This is a genomic window from Phosphitispora fastidiosa (assembly GCF_019008365.1).
Classification (GTDB): Bacteria; Bacillota; Thermincolia; order Thermincolales; family UBA2595; genus Phosphitispora; species Phosphitispora fastidiosa.
This window is the reverse complement of the sequence record NZ_JAHHUL010000026.1, coordinates 1-18,274: the sequence shown is the minus strand read 5'-3', so window position 1 is coordinate 18,274 and position 18,274 is coordinate 1. Positions and strand designations below refer to the sequence as shown.

Genomic DNA, 18,274 nt, shown 5'->3' with positions numbered 1-18,274 from the left:
AAGAGTGGTAAAATCTAGTTTATATCCCGATCACTGCGTTCAAGGGCTGCAGCAATAAAGTCGATACTTCCGCCTTCCTGTATCATATTAATAAAAACAACGACTAATTCGGGGTCCCATTGAGAACCGGCACCCGCGTCAAGTTCATTAAGAGCCTCATCAACAGTCATCCCGGGTCGGTACGGACGGTCAGAAGTCATAGCGTCAAAGGCATCTGCCACAGCCACTATTCTTGCCATCAGGGGTATTTTTTCTCCCTTCAGTCCGTCAGGATAGCCCTTTCCGTCATACCGCTCATGGTGATGCCTGATTATTGGCAGCATATCCCTGGCAAACTTCAGGGACAGGCAGATCCGTTCCCCAATTCCCGGGTGTTTTTTGACCTGCTGAAACTCAATACCGGTCAGCGAACCCGGCTTTCTGAGAATTGAGCCGCTAATCCCAATTTTACCAATGTCATGCAGCAGGGCCGCCCCCCGGATTATGCCAAAATCACGGGTATATAATCCCAAAGCATCGGCAAGCCTGACACTGAACTCGGCAACCCTCTCGGAATGGCCCCTGGTATAAGGGTCTTTAGCCTCAACAGCAACAGCAAGGGCGTAAATTATACTCTGGCTGTCATCAAGGGCCTTCAAGGACGCCTCCAACTCCTGGTTAAGCGCCATTAACTGTTGTTTCTGGCACTCCAGTTCATCCCTCTGATCTGTGAGTTCACCGTTTTTTCCCTCAAGCTCAAGGTTCAACTCATAGAGAGAACGGGTATACTCCTGAATGGATGCTGCCATATAATTAAAGGCATCAGTAAGCTGTTCGATTTCATTACCGGCCAACTGCCGGTATATCATACAGCGGCTGCAGGCATCCTCCTGATGATTACCTTTATCGGATTCACAGCATCTGCTCTTGGGTACAAGCCAGCATTTAAGATTTGGGCTGTTATATGCCGGACATTCAGGAAACTCGCACTGCTTAATCAGCCAACACCTGTTGGGGTTATCTGTGGGGATCTGGACTTCCAGTTCACCCCTGGCAAAACTGATAGCTGAAGTCGACATACTTTGCAGTGGTATCACTATAGCCCTATACAGCCAGTACAGGGCCGCAACAAAAACCAGAGTGAGCACAGCCAGGGTAATTTTAATTTCGTTATCCATCTCGTGCTGCATCTGCAGCAGCGGCGCCTCTTTCAGACCAACATAGAGGGAACCGATGACCCTGTTGTTAATATCCCGAATGGGCTCATATGCAGTAACATACCAGTCATTTACCACAAAAGCCCGCCCCAGATACTTTTCTCCCTTACCAAGGACCGTATCTTCCACAGGGGTTGACAGCAGGGTACCCATGGCCCTTTTCCCGTCTTTATCAGGAACTGTTGTAGAAATGCGGATGTTGTCCATAAAAATCGTCGCACTAATATTATATTCACTATTGAGCCGGTCAACTATATCAAACCTGTTATTAAGAATACGTGCCGTCACAAAGACCCCATGCATTTTTCCGCCGACATAAACAGGTTTAGCCGAAAACATAGCCATAGCGCGTTCTTCCACCGGATATTTAACCCCCCTGGAATTAGGCGTCGGCACAACCGGAACCTTTACCATATCCAACAGACCTTCTGCCTGGAGGACTTCAGCTGGAATAATGTCAAAACCGCTTACAGGCTGGCCTTTTAGCCCTTTTTGCACAGCCTGCAGGGACATAAAACTGCTTTTTATCCCGAGATAATCACTCAAACCAGAAGTCCGGTTGCAGGAATATAAAATATTCCCTCCGTTATCTATGTAAAACACCAGGTCAGGCCTGAGGGGCCGGTCCCAGGTTTTTGCCTCCCGGCAGACCATCCGAAATGTGTCGGCATTTGGGCCAATGTGGTTGATTTCCTGGGCCAACAAATCAGTCTTAAGGGAAAAGCTGTCGGTACTGCTGTAAAGATAGCTATGGGCAAAACTCAAAATTTCATTTACTTTGTCCTCGCCCTGGAGTTCCACAATATAATAATGAGTTGAGGAACTTATCCGGTAAACAAAGACACCCATAATCGCCAGAAACATAACTATGACCTTGGTTCTAATGCTAAGTCTATTCAGTTCCCTTCTAAACTGTTGAATAAAGCCCACGGTAATGCCCACCTTTTTCTTGTTAGGTTAATTGAATACTTCTACAATCATTGACAAATTTCCTCCAATTTCTTGATTCAATCTTCAATTCCCTTAATACTACTAAATATATCCAAGTAATACTACTTTGCTTAATACATAAGAGCAAAACGCAAAAATGCAGCCATCCCGAATAAGGATAGCTGCATTTCAGAGGATTCCCATCCTTCAAGCCTGTTTCAGTCTGTAAACAGGAAAAATATTTTTATGGGCAATAACCGTTTGGGCAAGAGTTCCCGATATTACCTTGGCCATATTGTAAATAGTATTCATCCTGGTATTCTGAATCACCATTTGGGGCATGAACCCGGCAATATTGACAATTCCCTGGATATTTACATGCCCCACCTCAGGCAGGGTCTTGGACACCCCGGTTCCTGGTTTTAAAGGTTTCCTGGCGAAAGTAATCTTTTCGACATTCATTGCCCTGCCCAGGCAGGCATCTATTGCTATCACAAAGGCCTCAGCATGCAGATGGTTTATTCTCTCAATAGTTACATCAAGGTTCTGGGCGTGTACCGGCTTGTCCAGAGTGCCATAAACATTAGCATACCTGCATTCTTCCAGCAGGAAGGTACCTACCATCGGTCCCAGGCTGTCGCCGGAAACACGGTCGGTTCCCACACATACGATTACCATTTCGCGGTAATCAATTGACAGGCTCGTCAGGGAGTTTAACAGGTTTTTTTGTCCTTCAATATCACTGTAATGAAAACAAATATCCATAGCTACCCGCCTTTTTAATTATTTTTTTTTGGGGCTCGTCTGATTTGCTCAAACCTATTATATAAAATCAGGTGTGTCGAATGCCCAAAAAATAAAAAGACGGGGGGAAATAAGTTATCGCGGTATTATGACATTATACCCTTTCTCGGTAGATGTAGCTGTGGGAAATGACTTCGGGTGAATGTGGTGAGGTTTTGTACCGATTTTCCGCACTGCCGCCTGTGAGTCTAAACTGCCACCCCCCCGGCAGCAAGGCAGCGTCCCCGAACTCGATGGCTCATTGGGCATTACCAGTAAGATGGCCGCCTCTCGTTTTGACAAGTCAAAAATCCCCGGCGGCCTTCGCCATCTTCGGACATGCGGGGACTCCCTGCCTTGCTGTCGGTGGCTTGCAGCCAAGACTCACAACGGCGGCAGTGCCAGGAAAATCTTGCACAACACCTCACCACATGCAGAAGGCATTTCCCACAGCCAATACCAGAGAAAGAATATAATACACAAACCGCTAAAATATATAGAAATAAGACAGGGGTAGATGTGTTCCGGAACACGGAACTCATCTACCCCTGTCCATATTAAATTTTAGCTCACTTTTTCCACCTTAACAGCTGCTACCTTCAGTTCAGGTATCTTGCAAATAGAATCACGCGCCGAATTTGTCAGGAAATTGACCGGAGCTTCAGCGAAGTGGAATGAAGTAAATACCATACCCTGCTGGACCATATCGGTAACCTGGGCCTTAACGCTAATCGAACCGCGGCGGGAACTGACTTTAACCAGTTCACCGTCACTGATGCCCAGTTTGCATGCATCTGCAGGATTTATTTCGATAAATTCCTCGCTATAGATGGTATTCAGCCCTTTGGTCCGGCGGGTCATCGTACCTGTATGATAATGATACAGGCGGCGTCCGGTGTTGAGTACAAACGGGTACTCCGCATCCGGCAGCTCTGCCGGAGGTTCAAAGTCTACCCCGGTAAACTTGCCCAGACCGCGGGAGAATTTACCATCATGAAGGTAAATGGTCCCCGGATGCTCCGTATTGGGGCACGGCCACTGGATGCCTTTTTCCTCAAGGCGGGCATAGGAGATACCAGCATACTGCGGGGTAACTCCGGCAGCCTCATCAAATATCTCAGAGGCGCTGCCATACTCATGGGGATATCCCAATGCAGTAAGGACTTCTGAGATAACCTCCCAGTCAGCCTTGCCGGCCAGTGGCTCAATTGCTTTGCGCACACGCTGCACCCGGCGCTCGGTATTGGAAAAGGTACCGTCTTTCTCGGCAAAACTGGCTCCAGGCAGGACCACATCAGCCAGCATGGCGGTTTCTGTCAGGAAGATATCCTGGACAACCAGGAATTCCAGATTTTCCAGAGCCTGCTGGACGTGAGTGATATCCGGGTCACTGAGCATAGGGTTCTCACCAAGGATATACATTGCTTTCATGTCACCATGGTGGGCTGCATCCATCATCTCACCAACAGTAAGACCAGCTTTAGCGGACTGAGGAACGCCCCACGCCTTGGTAAATTTTTCAACATTCTCCGGAACAGCAACCCCCTGGTATCCGGGGAACACATTTGGCAGCGCCCCCATATCGCAAGCGCCCTGAACGTTGTTCTGGCCCCTGAGGGGGTTCACGCCGCTGCTGGGTTTGCCTATTTGACCTGTCAGCATTGCCAGGTTAGCGACAGCCAGGACGTTATTGGTACCGGAAGTATGCTGGGTAATCCCCATCGTATAGAAGATTGCCGCACTGCCCGCCTTGGCATAGCCGCGGGCAATTTCCCTGATAGTTTCTGCCGGAACACCAATGATACCGGCATAATTCTCCGGGGTAAAGTTTTCCACAGCTAACTTCAGTTCTTCAAAGCCTTCGGTGCGGTTGGCCACAAATTCCTTGTCATACAGTCCTTCGGCAATGATTACATTACACATCGTATTAAGCAGCGGAATGTTGGCCCCCGGTCTCAGGGGAACATGCACATCGGCAAGTTCAGCTATCTCAGTTTTTCTCGGGTCAACTACCACCAGTTTGGCCCCACGACTGACAGCTTTTCTCATTTCAAGGCTAATTATGGGGTGGGTCTCAGTGGTATTCGAACCGATTACAAAGAGATAATCACATTCACTGATTTCTCCAATGGAATTAGTCATTGCGCCACTCCCAAATGAAGTTGCCAGACCGGCAACAGTAGCGGAGTGTCAGAGACGCGCGCAGTGGTCTATGTTGTTGGTACCCAAAGCCACCCGTGCCAGCTTGTTCATGAGGTAGTTTTCCTCATTGGTGCAGCGGGCGGAACTGAGTATCCCTATAGCTTCACTGCCATTTTCCTCCTTGATTTCTTTCAGCCTGGAAGCCACATACCTGATGGCTTCATCCCAGGAAACCTCAACAAAATCGCCATCTTTGCCGCCTTTTTTGATCAGCGGCAGTGTCAGGCGGTCAGAACTGTGGATAAAGTCATAGCCGAAACGGCCTTTGACACAAAGATGCCGGCCATTGACTGCACTGGTCGGGTTGGAGGTTACACCCACAACCTTTCCGTCTTTAACATTAAGATCAAAGTTGCAGCCACAGCCGCAGTATGGACAGGTTGTCTTGACCTTTTCCACTTCCCATGGGCGGGCGATACCCTGCATGTTCTTCTCAGTCAGAGCCCCGACCGGACAAACAGCAACACAACTGCCGCAGTTCACACAGCCGGCTTCCTTCTCACCCAGTCCCATTTCAAGGGCCGGGCTTACTATTGTAGTAAAACCGCGGGAAACAAAATCAACCACATTACGGCCCACTATCTCAGCACAGACACGGACACATTTGCCGCAGAGAATGCACTTATTAACATCCCTGGTGATTACCACGCTGGATTCGTCAACCGGCACATTGGTTTGTTCTCCAATAAAAGTAGTCTTTCTCAGCCCATACCTGTATGCATAATCAGCCAGCCGGCAGTCCCCGAACTTCTGGCAGGTCATACAGTCCTGCGGATGGTTAGCCAGGAGCAGGTCCAGGATGGTCCGCCGGGCTTCCACTACGGCTGTTGATTCTGTTTCCACTTCCATGCCTTCAGTAACCGCGGTTACACATGAAGGCGGAAGATTGCGCCAGCCCTTTATTTCAACCACACATATCCGGCAGGCCCCTGGCTTGGACAGCTCAGGGTCATGACAGAAGGTCGGGATATCTATCCCAGTCTGCTGGGCAGCTTCCAGTACGGTTATCCCCGCCTGGACCGTCACCTTCCGGCCGTTTATGGTAAGGGTTACGTTGTCAGCCATATCAGCTTCCCCTCCTTCCTATTTTTTCAGTGCATTGATTTTTTCCACAATCGGAGCGATACCGAGGGCTTCTTCCCATGAGACCTCAACAAACTCGCCATCCTTGTTGATCAGCGGCAAATCTGTTCTGTCAGCATTCTTCATAAACTCGGTACCCAACCGGCCCTTCAGGCACAAAGGCCTGCCGGCAGAAGGGTTCTTGGCAGTAACGCCAACTACCTTTCCGTTCTTATAATTAACATCAAACTTGCATCCGGAGTCACAGAAGGTGCAGGTAACTTCCTCCCTGGAAAACTCCCAGGTACGTCCCTTACCCATCATATTCCGGTCAGATAGGGCTCCGACAGGACAGATGGAGACACAGCGGTTGCAGTAAACACACGCAGAATCCTTCAGCTCAGTATCCATGAAGGTGGCAATCTTGGTATTGAATCCCCTGAAGGCATAATCAATTACATTTCTCTCAGCGACAGCCTTACAGATAGCTACACATTTACCGCAAAGGATACACTTGTTAGGATCTCTGTAGATATACGGGTTGCTGTCATCAACAGCAAATTGCTTTTTCTCACCTTCATATGGAGTCGGACTGCTCACTCCATAACGGTAGGCATAATCCTGAAGCTTGCAGCTGCCGCTCTTCTCACAAGTCATACAGTCCAGCGGGTGATTGGCAACCAACAGCTCAAGGATAGTCTTTCTTGCCTCAATAACCGCAGGAGACTCAGTCTCTACTTCCATTCCCTCAACAACAGCTGTTACACATGAAGGAGGCAGGTTTCTCCAGCCCTTAATTTCCACAACACAGATGCGGCAAGCGCCCGGCGCTGTCAGGTCTTTTTCATGACAGAATGTCGGCACAGAATAACCACACATTTCCGCAGCCTCAAGAACCATAATTCCTGAAGGCACGGTAACCTTTTGCCCATTTATGGTTAAAGTCACATTGGCCATAATTTAGCCCCCCCTCTAACCCTTAATGATGGCATCAAATTTGCATTTTTCGATACAGCTTCCGCATTTAATACACTTGGATGTATCGATTTCATGAGGCTCTTTTTTCTCACCGGTAATTGCTCCAGCCGGGCAGACACGGGCACAGGCGCCGCAGCCTTTACAATTATCAGCAATAATTTTGTATTCCAGCAGAGCGGTGCAAACGCCCGCAGGACACTTCTTATCATTTATATGGGCTTCATATTCATGGCGGAAGTACCTCAGAGTAGCCAGAACCGGGTTAGGAGCTGTCTGCCCCAAACCGCAGAGGGCGGTATTCTTAATAACTGCACCCAAAGTCTCCAGAGTGGTGATATCTTCAGGGATACCCTTGCCGTCACAGATTTTCTGAAGAATTTCCAGCATCCTTTTGGTACCCTCGCGACACGGCGTACATTTGCCACAGGACTCTTTTTGGGTAAAGTTCAGGAAGAACCTGGCCACATCGACCATACAGGAGGTCTCATCCATGACCACAAGACCACCGGAACCCATCATAGCCCCAAGAGCTATCAGGGAATCATAGTCAACCGGAGTATCCAGATGCTGCTCTGGGATACATCCTCCTGAGGGGCCGCCTATCTGGACAGCCTTGAACTTCTTGTCATCCATGATACCGCCGCCGATTTCAAAGATGATTTCCCTCAGGGCAATGCCCATGGGAACTTCAGCCAAACCGGTGTTCCTCAGTTTACCTGTCAGGGCAAATACCTTGGTACCCTTGCTTTTTTCCGTTCCCAGGGTGGCAAACTGGTCAGCGCCATTAAGGAAAATAACAGGTACGTTGGCATATGTTTCCACATTGTTTATATTTGACGGTTTCTGCCAAAGACCTTTCACTGCCGGGAAAGGCGGTCTCGGGTTTGGCATCCCGCGGGAACCTTCAATGGAAGCCATCAGAGCTGTCTCTTCACCACATACGAAGGCTCCGGCGCCCTCTTTGATATGCAGTTGGCAGCTGAATCCGGTACCCATAATATTATCACCCAGAAGTCCCAGTTCCTCAGCCTGAGCAATAGCTACTTTCAGCCGTTTGATGGCAAGGGGATACTCGGCCCGGACATAGATATAACCTTCGTCTGCGCCAATGGCATAAGCGCCAATCAGCATCCCTTCAAGCAAACTATGGGGGTCTCCCTCAAGGACGCTCCGGTCCATAAAAGCTCCGGGGTCACCCTCATCTGCATTACAGATAATGTATTTCTTAGGCCCGGGGGATTTGGAAGCGAATTCCCATTTGAGCCCTGTCGGGAAACCACCGCCTCCACGACCCCTGAGACCTGATTTTTTCATTTCATCAACAACCTGCTGGGGGGTCATGGTTGTCAGGACTTTGGCAAGGCCCTCATAACCTTCCCTGGCAATATATTCCTGGATATGCTCAGGGTCAATATGCCCACAGTTCCTAAGAACAACCCTGTGCTGTTTTTTATAGAAGGCAATATCTTTGTAGGAAGGTACCTGTTCCTCGGTAACCGGGGCTTTAAATAACAGCCTCTGTACTATCCGGCCTTTAAGCAGGTGCTCAGATACAATCTCTGCAATGTCATCAACCTGTACCTGGCAGTAGAAAGTTCCTTCAGGGTAAACAATAACAATCGGACCCATTTCACAAAAACCGTGACATCCGGTCTCAACAAGTTTTATTTCCTTATCAAGATTTTGTTTGGTCAGTTCGTTGGCCATGGCCTCCTGAATCTTCTTTGATCCTGAAGACACACAGCCCGTCCCGCCACAAACCAGCACGTGACCACGATATAACTGCATTTAAAATTCCCTCCTCTCTCTCCCGAAATTTAGTCAAGCTTGGCAACTACAATGTCTTCAACTATCTGACCGTTAATTACATGGGAACTGAATATTCTGGATACATCCTGGGGCTGAACGTTGCCATAAGTAATCCTTTTTTCCCCGGGACGGACGACATCCACCAGAACCTCTTTTTCACACATACCGATACAACCGGTCTGAGTAACCCTTACATCGGATAATTCACGCTTGTTGAGTTCTTCGAGGATGGCGCTCATTACTTCTCTGGCGCCTGCAGCAATACCGCAGGTTCCCATCCCGACAATTATTTCAACACCCTGACCGGCACGAATACCGGTCAGCGCCTTGGCTTCTTCCTTGAGGCGCTTGAGGTCTTCGAAACTTTTAATCACCAAGGGTCACCTCCTTATTTAATAGGATGATTCCATATTTACTCGTATTTTTACTCGTGTTTTTACTCGTATTTTTCCAGTAAAGCTGCAATCTTGTCCGGAGTTAAACGGCCATGAGTTTCATCATTGACCATCATAACAGGAGCCAGACCGCAGGCACCGAGACAGGCAACAGACTCAAAGGTATACCTGAGATCTTCTGTTGTCTCACCGTCTTTAATCCCGATAGCTTTAGTCACCGCTTCAGCGATTTTAGCGCCGCCGCGGACATGACAGGCAGTTCCAAGACACACCCGGACAATATTGCGGCCTCTGGGATTCAGGTGGAACTGGGCATAAAAAGTAACAACCCCATAAATCTTGCTCACAGGAATGCGCAGTCTGGCGGAAATATCCTTCAGCACCTCTGCAGGCAAGTATCCATAGATGTCTTGAGCCGCCTGAAGAACAGGGATTAAGGCTCCTTTTTTGCCCTCATACTTAACATACACCTTTTCCAGTTCAAGGGCTTCATTTGATTTGGGTTCCTCACAGTTACACTGACACATGATTTTCTTCCCCTCCTTCCTTAAGTCTTTCATTTATTTATTTTGGATATGGAATTGTAAAGGCGTAACGCGAAAAACAGGGTAACAGTAAAGTATTAGACAAATAAACCGTGATTCCTGCCGGAGCTGTCTCAATTTTTTGAATATACCATCCGAAGCAGGCAGGAAATTGCCAAGCAGTATAGAACTTATTGATTAATTGAAAAAGGTATCATATTTACAGGCAAATATCTGTTGGGAAATGTTTTATGAAACTATATGCCCATTCATTATTTGATTTGACAAAACTTGCAGAATTCCTGCCTGAAAAGTCTTAATTTTGCGACTAGTCCCCTGAAGCACAGTTTTTAAAAGGATTTTCCTGAAACAGGAAGAACTAATATTAACGTGATTTACAATTGTCTGTAGTACTTTTCATAAAGAGGAACCAAGATTCCCGATACATAAGGGGGGACTAACTTGAATCTGCGAGAATTGTCCAAGCTTCTTGATTCCAAGATACACTGTTGTGAAGAATCTTTGGAAAACGAAATATCTTATGTTTGTGCCGGTGACCTGATGAGTGATATCCTGATGTTTTCCGAACCTAATGCACTGCTCGTTACCGGTCTGGTCAATATCCAGGTAATCAGAACCGCGGAGATGCTCGATATCGCCGCCGTACTTTTTATTCGCGGCAAATCCCCAACAGATGAGATGCTTGACCTGGCTAGAAGAAAAAGAATCCCTTTACTGACCACAGACCATACGTTTTATTTAAGCTGTGGACTCCTATATGAAGCCGGCTTGAAAAATGTTCCCATGAAGACAGCCAAAAATGAATTAAAATACTGATTATTTAGTTCCGGTTACGAAAGGATAGTTAAATTGGAAAAACGCAAAAAACCGGTAAGTAAAGACATCAAACATGAATACCCTATCAAAGGAATGGATTTTGTTGCCGCCGGGGAAGCCTCCAGCAATATCAAGCATACCCTGCAGCTGATAGGCTTTGCTCCTGCCATCATCCGGCGGGCAGCTATTGCTGCCTATGAAGCAGAGATGAATATTGTCATTCACGCCCGGGCGGGCGCTTTGATTACCACAATCAGCCCCGACAGAATTGAAATCATCGCAGCCGATACCGGTCCCGGCATCCCTAACATCGATCTGGCAATGAAGGAAGGATACTCCACTGCTCCCGACCATATCCGTGAAATGGGCTTTGGAGCCGGAATGGGCCTTCCCAACATTAGGAATGTTTCTGATGAGTTCACACTTGATTCAGCTTTGGGTGAAGGCACAACACTGAAGGTTATAATCCATAACCAATAACAGTCGGTCTGGAGTGAAACCTGTGACTAAAAAGCATTTTCTCTGTGATATTGTGGATGCCGAAAAATGCAAAGGATGTACTAACTGTGTCAAGAACTGCCCTACCGAAGCTATCAGGGTCAGAAAAGGTACTGCCGTTACCATTGAGGAACGCTGTATCAACTGCGGCAATTGTATCAGAACATGCCCATATCACGCCAAAATTGCCATCACCGACCCTCTGGACCTTAGGCGTCTGAGGGAATTCAAATACACAATAGCTTTATGTTCACCGGTGCTGTATTCCCAATTTCACCGGGTGATGCCACCGGGGAAAATTTTAAATGCCATAAAGGCTCTGGGTTTTGATGATGTTTTTCAGGAATCTATCGGCGCGGATTCATATATGGTAGCTGCCCGCAACCTGCTTAAGTCACGCCGGTTGAAAAAACCCGTGATATCGTCGGCATGTCCTGCAGTTGTGAAACTTATCCAGGTACGTTTCCCCAGCCTCATAGACAATATAGCCCCACTCCTGTCACCAATGGAAATTGCGGCCAAACTGGCCAGGGAACAGGTTAGCAGGAATAAGGGCATCCCCGAAGACCAGATTGGCATTTTTCTGATTACCCCATGTACCGCCAAAGTTACATCTATTAAAAGGCCGGTCGGTATTGACAAATCCCCCATTGATGGAGCAATTGCCATGATTCACCTTTATGGTAATATTTTAAATGCCCTCAATACTGTCCCCGATGACAGCAGCCTGGCCAAGGCTTCCGGGATGGCCATAGGATGGGCCCGTTCCGGCGGAGAGACTATTGCCGTAAATGCGCCAAACTATCTGGTAGCAGATGGACTTAATAATGTAATCAGTATATTTGAGGAAGCCGAAATGGGGCATTTTAAGGATGTTGACTATATAGAGTGCCTGGTTTGTCAGGGAGGCTGTGTGGGTGGTCCGCTGACTGTAGAAAATCCCTTTTTAGCCCGGATAATGACAAGGAACCTGATTAAAAAACTGCCTGATTCCCTGCCCCAGCAAACCCTGGAAAAAATAGATAACCGCTATCAGGAAGGCTATTTCCATCACAGTAAGAGTATTGAGGCACAATCGGTTATGCCCCTGAATCAGGACATTTCCAAGGCCATCCAAATGGTCAGCCGGGCGGAAGAAATCTTGCGGACCCTTCCGGGACTGGACTGCTGTTCCTGTGGTTCCCCCAGCTGCCGGGCCCTGGCTGAGGATATCGCCCAGGGGTATGCCTCTGTTACTGACTGTATATTCAAGCTTCTGGAAAATATTCAGGATTCAGCCCAGGATATGCTGAACCTTTTAAAGAAAGAAAAACGCATCAGAGACATGGGAAAGGGGAGCAAAAAATGAAACTTAAGGAAACGATCCATGAACTGGAAGCAGAATTTAAATGCTGTGAACTGTCACCGGACCGGGACGTAAGCTGGTGCTACTGCTCAGACCTGTTGAGTGATGTCATGGCAAACGCCAAAAAAGACAGCATCTGGATTACCCTGCAGACCCATCCCAATATTGTTGCCGTGGCATCACTTATTGGACTGTCTGCAATATTAATCTCAAGGGGCGCCGAACCTGATCCGGAAACTGTTGCCAAAGCTGCCCAGGAAAATATCCCCATACTGACAACAAAGCTGCCGACCTTTGAAGCAGCCGGCAGACTCTATAATCTCCTGAAAAAGTAAATAGGGGTGGTAACCAGTGATTCCATATAAAATAGACCTCCACATCCATACTGCCCTCTCACCCTGCGCCGAACAAGAGATGACACCGCCCAAAATAATCCATGCAGCAAGGGCCAAAGGCCTTAAGATGATTGCAATAACCGACCATAACACTGCTGAAAACACAGGTGCAACCATAAAGGCCGCTGAAGGGAGCGGCATTTTTGTTATTCCGGGCATGGAAGTCCAAACCCGCGAAGAAGTCCACATGGTCTGTCTCTTTCCCGACCTCGAAGCATGTCTTGCCTGCCAGGAAAAAGTGTATCATAATCTTCCGAATCAATTAAACAACCCCGGTGTTTTTGGTTCCCAGTCTGTAATGGACAGCACCGGCAGGGTTATTCGGGAACTGGACAAAATGCTCCTGATATCAACAGATATGTCTGTGGAAACAACTGCCAACACTGTCACCGGTCTGGGGGGACTGTGCATCCCGGCCCACGTGGACAGGCCTTCTTACAGCCTCATGGCCGCTCTGGGTTTCGTGCCCCCTGGTCTGTCAGTAATGGCGATGGAGCTGTCCCGGCAAATGTCAGCAGACGAAGCGGCGCTGCGCCTGCCTGAATTGTCCGGATATACCTTTATTAGTTCATCTGATGCTCACTGTCTTCAGGACATTGGTTCAAACCCTTCAGTGATTTATTCAGAAGCTCCCCCGGATTTCAGCGACCTGGTAAAAGCCATAAAAAACATTTCCGGTAGAAAGGTGTTGGCAAAAATGAAAGACCTGGCCATGCACATTATAGACATAGTCCAAAATTCCATTGAGGCAGAAGCAACAGAGGTGAAACTGGCGATAAGTGAAGATACCGCAGCAGACACATTTAACATTGAAATATCAGATAATGGCCGGGGTATGGACAAAGAACTTCGGACTAAAGTAATGGACCCGTTTTTTACCACCAGGACCACAAGACGTGTCGGACTAGGTATTCCCCTGCTCAAGGCTGCCGCGGAACGCTGTGATGGCAGTATGAATATCGAATCAGCTCCCGGAAAAGGGACCACCCTAAAGGCTTTGTTCCGCCACAGCCATATTGACAGGGCCCCTCTGGGAAACATTATTGACACTATCATTAACCTTATCGTGGGAAATCCTAATCTAAACCTGACCTTTATCCATAAAATTAATGCTTGTGAAATAATTTTCGATGCCCGGGAACTCCGGGAACAGCTGGAAGACGTCCCCTTGAACAATCCGGCAGTGATCAACTGGATTAAACAATACCTGACTGAAAACTATAAGGAGTAGGGCTGTCAAAAACGGCATTTTTGTATGCTCAAACTACGGAAACACAGCTAAAATGTTAGATGATGTTGACCCTTGCCCGAATCGACTTTTTGTGGTATTATATGTAATACCAACACGTATTCTTTTGGTATCAAATACGGTATCTTTGACTACAATATTACTGGAGGTTAAAGTGACCAAGATAGAGAAAAGGTTTGAGCGAATTCTTAATAATCCAAAAGACATCAAATGGACCGAGCTTCAAGCAGTTCTGAATAAGTTTGGTTTTGTATGCGAACCTCCAGGAAGTGGCAGCCACTGGGCTGTTTACGACGAAAAGTCAGATGCTAACATGACCGTCCCTGTTCACAATAACCGTGTTAAAGCAATCTATGTTAAAAAATTGATTGCTCTCATCAAAGAAATTAGAGAGGAGAAGTAAATAATGACTAAAGACCTTGAATCTTACAAATATCTTAAATATGGAGTTAAGTTAGTCCCTATTTCTGAAGAAGACGGTGGTGGCTGGCTTGCTGAAATACCAGAACTAAAAGGATGCATGTCGGACGGTGAAACACCTGAAGAAGCATTAAAAAATGTAGAGGAAGCAAAGTTAACTTGGATATCTACTGCCCTCAAAAGAGGACAAATAGTACCTTTGCCAAGTTTAGAAACAGACGAATACAGCGGGAAATTCACTCTGCGGCTTCCAAAGTTTCTTCATAAAGAACTTTCACTTGCAGCCCAAAAAGATGATATTAGTCTAAATCAGTATATTCTTAGCCTGGTTGCTCTCAACTTTGGCAAAAGCTCAATCATATCTGAAACTCCCAAAACATCACCACGAAAGCCTTCAAAATCGCGCTCCCAATAATGGGAGTTTTTCTACCAATAGCATCGGGGGGAGCGCAGCAGAACCATTTAGCCTTGGTAGCCTTGGTTGCTACAGCTAACAAACTGCTAAGAATCATCTATGGTATGTGGCGAAAAAACGAACCCTTAAACTTTGACCTAGAATCAACACGGTTACTGCTTTTCTTAAGTCTACCATTGGTAGGCTTGTTTTGCTATGCCTTCTTAAAAGGGCAAAAAATATTTTTTAAAAAACTCTTGACACTTACTAGCTGGTTTAGGCGATGTGTTTTGCCAGCCCGCAAATTGATGTTTCATCTTCCGTCAACTGGCGAATACTATGTATAAATCTTGGGTTGAACAACTGCAAACAAAGGTGGTACAATATGCTTAGAAGTAACGCTAATAATGAAGGTGATAACATGTTAAAAGAGAAAAAGGTTCAACCAAAAAATGAAAAAACTCCAAAAATAGCTGCAAAAACTGTTGTAGCTAAAGCAATTACAAAATCCAATAATAAACATACTAAAATGTTGAAAAAGCTTGCCTAATAAATATGAACATCGTTTATCTTTCAAAAGAACCTATATATGATTCATGAGGAAAGTATAATATTATTTGGCGGTGAACCTGGGTATTATGACTATACTGATGGGCGCATAGAATCAATCCTATCGCTTCAATATCCGATATTTGCTCATGATAAATATCCCAACATATTTCAAAAGGCCGCAATGTTACTGTTCTTCTTTACTAAGGACCATTGCTTTATTGACGGAAATAAGAGAGTCGGTATCCAAAGCACGATTGTTTTTCTCACCATTAACGGATTAATCGATAACTTAGACGATGATGACGGTTATCTGAAATCGATGGAAGTAGCTTCATCAAGAGTATCCGAGGTTAATCGTGACGCTTACATCCAATAAATTAGCTCAGTGGCTTTCCGATAATTTTAAAGACCCCAAATAACTGTCTATTTAAAGACTTTTAGCGTTCGCTAAAGGTAAAACTGGCTGTTTTGTTTCCTCCCCCAAAAATTCGTTCATTCTACCATTTTCCCTTTAGAATTAAAGAAAAACAATTCTTAAGGAGATGGTTACTGGATGCAGTACCGGCCTTCTTATTGGCTTTTCCCCGGCAAGCCTGCGGACAAGCCTATCTCAATCCGGACTGTGCAGCAGGTTTTCGTTGATGCCAAGGTCAGATCCGGAATTCAAAAGGATGTTTCTATTCATACCCTCAGACACGGCTTTGCCACTCATCTGCTGGAAGCGGGGACAGACATTTTGCTTATCCAACAGCTTTTAGAGCATACGGATTTGCGTACTACCTGTATTTATCTTCATTTGCGCAGGATGGATGTTTTAAACGTGAAGAGCCCTCTTGATTTACTGTTGCTTTTTTGAAACAGGCTTTTCTCTTTGGCAAGCTTGTTTTCCCAGGTAAGATTAAATCTTTAGGCAGCAGGGACATGTTTAACTCTTTTCTCAGTCCGCTTTCCAAGGCCAATTGGGTAGTCTACTGTAAACCTCCATTTGCCGGGCCGGAGAAAGTCCTGCAATACCTGGGACAGTACACTCACAGGGTTGCTATTTCTAACAATAGAATTATTAATGTTGAAGACAGCAAGGTTACCTTTAAATGGCGGGATTACCGGGACAATAACAAGACTAAACTGATGACCCTTGGGGCACAGGAGTTCATTCGACGGTTCCTGCTGCATATTCTGCCACAGAGGTTTGTCAGGATTCGTCACTACGGGATTCTGAGCAACAGAAACCGTAATACCAAGCTGAATACCTGTAAGCACCTATTTAAATTGAGTACATCCAGGACGAAAATCACAGACATTGCAGAACTGCTCCTGAAACTGACAGGCAGGGATATCACTCTATGTCCACAGTGTGGTAAAGGCAAAATTAACTACATAAATTTTTGCTGATTTTGGGGAGGGAGAAAGTGCATCCATCGCTTTACCAAATTATATCACAAATGACGTTTTATGTATGAATACTGTTGACTTTCTGCTGTTATCAAGAGTTTAGCCGGGGTTTACAAAACTTTGAATCCCCATAAGTGTTTCTGAACACACGGCTTCGTCCAACACGTGTTGCCGCAATTGAGCATATTGAGTAATGACTTGACGCCGGTAGGGCCAGTGCTTAACCGGTGTTTTTGCATGCTCAACTGCGGAAACACGGCTAAAATGTTAGGTGATGTAGCCCATTCTCAGTAAGCAAAAACCATGTAATATTTCTTTTTTGACTTACATATAATATAAAGACCATCGTGACTACAGTGTGCATCTTGACTACGATGACTAATGAAATTATAATGAAGGAAGAGAGGTAAAATATATGGGCACTGGCAAGGAGGTTGGGAAAATGAGTATGACCATGCCGAGGTATAACATAAGAGACACCAAAAAATATTATTCTGAGCTAAATAATATGGCTTTAAAAGGAATCGAAGTTATCACTTACAATTCTAATAATCAGGGCGAAGAAGTATCTCATATCAAGACTTCATACTTAGATAATCTTTTAGACAAGTTAACCTTTTCTCCCCTTGTTGAAAAAGACGAAGAGTTAGGAGTTCATACTGTTGCATTAAACGAAATTGATCTTTACGGCGAAGGAGATACCGTAGAATCAGCTATTGATGACTTGATCACAAGTATACTTGAGTACTTAACCGTTTATGTTGACAAAATTGATATGTTCTCTAGAGTTGAATCTGATGTGAAACAAGTCTATGTATTAAAGCTCTTAAGATGTAATGGTGATAGAGAAAAAATAAGGAAAGCGATTGGTTTCTAATATTATGCCGATACGATTTAAGCAAGGAGAGATAAAAAAACTATTAGCTCATTTTCTCATGAAACCACAACAAAAAGGGTCAAATCTTTTTTGCGGTATAGGAAAAGATGGAATATGGCGAACTTGTAAGTTTGATTACCATAAAAATAGAGATGTCATCGCTTCCGGTACTGCAAAAGCAATTGCTAATTCATTAAAATTTGGCAATGTACTTGAAATGAAAGAATATATAGAAAAACATTTATAGTGGCTGCAGGCTGCTATTTTTTTTTGACATTCATAGAATGGGCTATTTCGTCTAACCCGGCGCCGCTTATCGCATTGGGGCTAAATGAACTTTTCCCGCCCGCAGGCTGGCTAAAACTGGCTGTTTTGTTTCCTCCCCCAAAAATTCGTTCCTTCTACCATTTTCCCTTTAGAATTAAAGAAAAACAAT

Annotated in this window: 19 protein-coding genes and 1 pseudogene; 13 read left to right on the top strand and 7 right to left on the bottom strand. The window is 45.7% G+C overall.

The genetic code is table 11. The features are described from left to right. Positions 1-14: 14 nt before the first annotated feature. The 7 genes from Ga0451573_RS17590 to nuoE form a co-directional block, all read right to left on the bottom strand. Positions 15-2,126: a cache domain-containing protein gene (locus Ga0451573_RS17590; RefSeq protein ID WP_231685473.1), complete on the bottom strand. Its 2,112-nt coding sequence runs from the start codon at positions 2,124-2,126 to the stop codon at positions 15-17. A 207-nt stretch (positions 2,127-2,333) separates the two neighbouring features. After that, on the bottom strand, positions 2,334-2,891 hold the full coding sequence (gene yyaC / locus Ga0451573_RS17585; protein ID WP_231685472.1) for a spore protease YyaC: 558 nt from the start codon (positions 2,889-2,891) through the stop codon (positions 2,334-2,336). A gap of 582 nt (positions 2,892-3,473) precedes the next feature. Further along, entirely contained in the window at positions 3,474-6,176 is a 2,703-nt protein-coding gene (fdhF, locus tag Ga0451573_RS17580) for a formate dehydrogenase subunit alpha (RefSeq protein WP_231685471.1), read from the bottom strand. 18 nt (positions 6,177-6,194) lie between these two features. Then, positions 6,195-7,130 (bottom strand): NADH-quinone oxidoreductase subunit G, encoded by a 936-nt coding sequence (locus tag Ga0451573_RS17575; RefSeq protein ID WP_231685470.1) that lies wholly within the window; start codon positions 7,128-7,130, stop codon positions 6,195-6,197. Positions 7,131-7,145: 15 nt separating this feature from the next. After that, positions 7,146-8,939: an NADH-quinone oxidoreductase subunit NuoF gene (locus tag Ga0451573_RS17570; RefSeq protein WP_231685469.1), complete on the bottom strand. Its 1,794-nt coding sequence runs from the start codon at positions 8,937-8,939 to the stop codon at positions 7,146-7,148. 29 nt (positions 8,940-8,968) lie between these two features. After that, positions 8,969-9,334, bottom strand: a complete 366-nt coding sequence (locus tag Ga0451573_RS17565) for a (2Fe-2S) ferredoxin domain-containing protein (protein ID WP_231685468.1) — start codon at positions 9,332-9,334, stop codon at positions 8,969-8,971. A 62-nt stretch (positions 9,335-9,396) separates the two neighbouring features. Beyond that, positions 9,397-9,882 (bottom strand): NADH-quinone oxidoreductase subunit NuoE, encoded by a 486-nt coding sequence (gene nuoE, locus Ga0451573_RS17560; protein ID WP_231685467.1) that lies wholly within the window; start codon positions 9,880-9,882, stop codon positions 9,397-9,399. Between the two features lie 459 nt (positions 9,883-10,341). Between nuoE and Ga0451573_RS17555 the strand changes: the two genes are divergently transcribed. The 13 genes and pseudogenes from Ga0451573_RS17555 (at position 10,342) to Ga0451573_RS17500 (ending at position 18,085) form a co-directional block, all read left to right on the top strand. Beyond that, the gene (locus Ga0451573_RS17555) at positions 10,342-10,716 is read left to right on the top strand and encodes a hypothetical protein (protein ID WP_231685466.1); all 375 of its coding nucleotides are present in this window, start codon (positions 10,342-10,344) and stop codon (positions 10,714-10,716) included. A gap of 33 nt (positions 10,717-10,749) precedes the next feature. Further along, the gene (locus Ga0451573_RS17550; protein WP_337833083.1) at positions 10,750-11,196 is read left to right on the top strand and encodes an ATP-binding protein; all 447 of its coding nucleotides are present in this window, start codon (positions 10,750-10,752) and stop codon (positions 11,194-11,196) included. A 22-nt stretch (positions 11,197-11,218) separates the two neighbouring features. Further along, positions 11,219-12,562 (top strand): [Fe-Fe] hydrogenase large subunit C-terminal domain-containing protein, encoded by a 1,344-nt coding sequence (locus Ga0451573_RS17545; protein ID WP_231685465.1) that lies wholly within the window; start codon positions 11,219-11,221, stop codon positions 12,560-12,562. Continuing rightward, on the top strand, positions 12,559-12,894 hold the full coding sequence (locus tag Ga0451573_RS17540; protein ID WP_231685464.1) for a DRTGG domain-containing protein: 336 nt from the start codon (positions 12,559-12,561) through the stop codon (positions 12,892-12,894). The genes Ga0451573_RS17545 and Ga0451573_RS17540 overlap by 4 nt, the downstream gene beginning before the upstream one ends. Positions 12,895-12,910: 16 nt before the next feature. After that, positions 12,911-14,185, top strand: coding sequence for an ATP-binding protein (locus Ga0451573_RS20125; RefSeq protein ID WP_231685463.1), 1,275 nt, complete (start codon positions 12,911-12,913; stop codon positions 14,183-14,185). 172 nt (positions 14,186-14,357) lie between these two features. Further along, on the top strand, positions 14,358-14,606 hold the full coding sequence (locus Ga0451573_RS17530) for a type II toxin-antitoxin system HicA family toxin (RefSeq protein WP_231685462.1): 249 nt from the start codon (positions 14,358-14,360) through the stop codon (positions 14,604-14,606). Positions 14,607-14,609: 3 nt separating this feature from the next. Then, positions 14,610-15,038, top strand: coding sequence for a type II toxin-antitoxin system HicB family antitoxin (locus tag Ga0451573_RS17525; protein ID WP_231685461.1), 429 nt, complete (start codon positions 14,610-14,612; stop codon positions 15,036-15,038). Between the two features lie 364 nt (positions 15,039-15,402). Beyond that, positions 15,403-15,567: a hypothetical protein gene (locus tag Ga0451573_RS17520; protein WP_231685460.1), complete on the top strand. Its 165-nt coding sequence runs from the start codon at positions 15,403-15,405 to the stop codon at positions 15,565-15,567. Positions 15,568-15,606: 39 nt separating this feature from the next. Further along, a complete protein-coding gene (locus Ga0451573_RS20335; RefSeq protein ID WP_353740080.1) occupies positions 15,607-15,945 on the top strand; it encodes a type II toxin-antitoxin system death-on-curing family toxin in 339 nt (112 codons plus the stop codon). A gap of 177 nt (positions 15,946-16,122) precedes the next feature. Beyond that, the gene (locus Ga0451573_RS17515; protein ID WP_231685459.1) at positions 16,123-16,425 is read left to right on the top strand and encodes a tyrosine-type recombinase/integrase; all 303 of its coding nucleotides are present in this window, start codon (positions 16,123-16,125) and stop codon (positions 16,423-16,425) included. Beyond that, positions 16,419-16,961: pseudogene (locus tag Ga0451573_RS17510) on the top strand (IS91 family transposase); the annotation flags it as partial. The gene Ga0451573_RS17515 and the pseudogene Ga0451573_RS17510, both read left to right, overlap by 7 nt. A 415-nt stretch (positions 16,962-17,376) precedes the next feature. After that, a complete protein-coding gene (locus Ga0451573_RS17505) occupies positions 17,377-17,838 on the top strand; it encodes a hypothetical protein (protein WP_231685457.1) in 462 nt (153 codons plus the stop codon). Further along, entirely contained in the window at positions 17,828-18,085 is a 258-nt protein-coding gene (locus Ga0451573_RS17500; RefSeq protein WP_231685456.1) for a hypothetical protein, read from the top strand. Before Ga0451573_RS17505 ends, Ga0451573_RS17500 begins: the two co-directional genes overlap by 11 nt. The last annotated feature ends 189 nt before the right edge of the window (positions 18,086-18,274 follow it).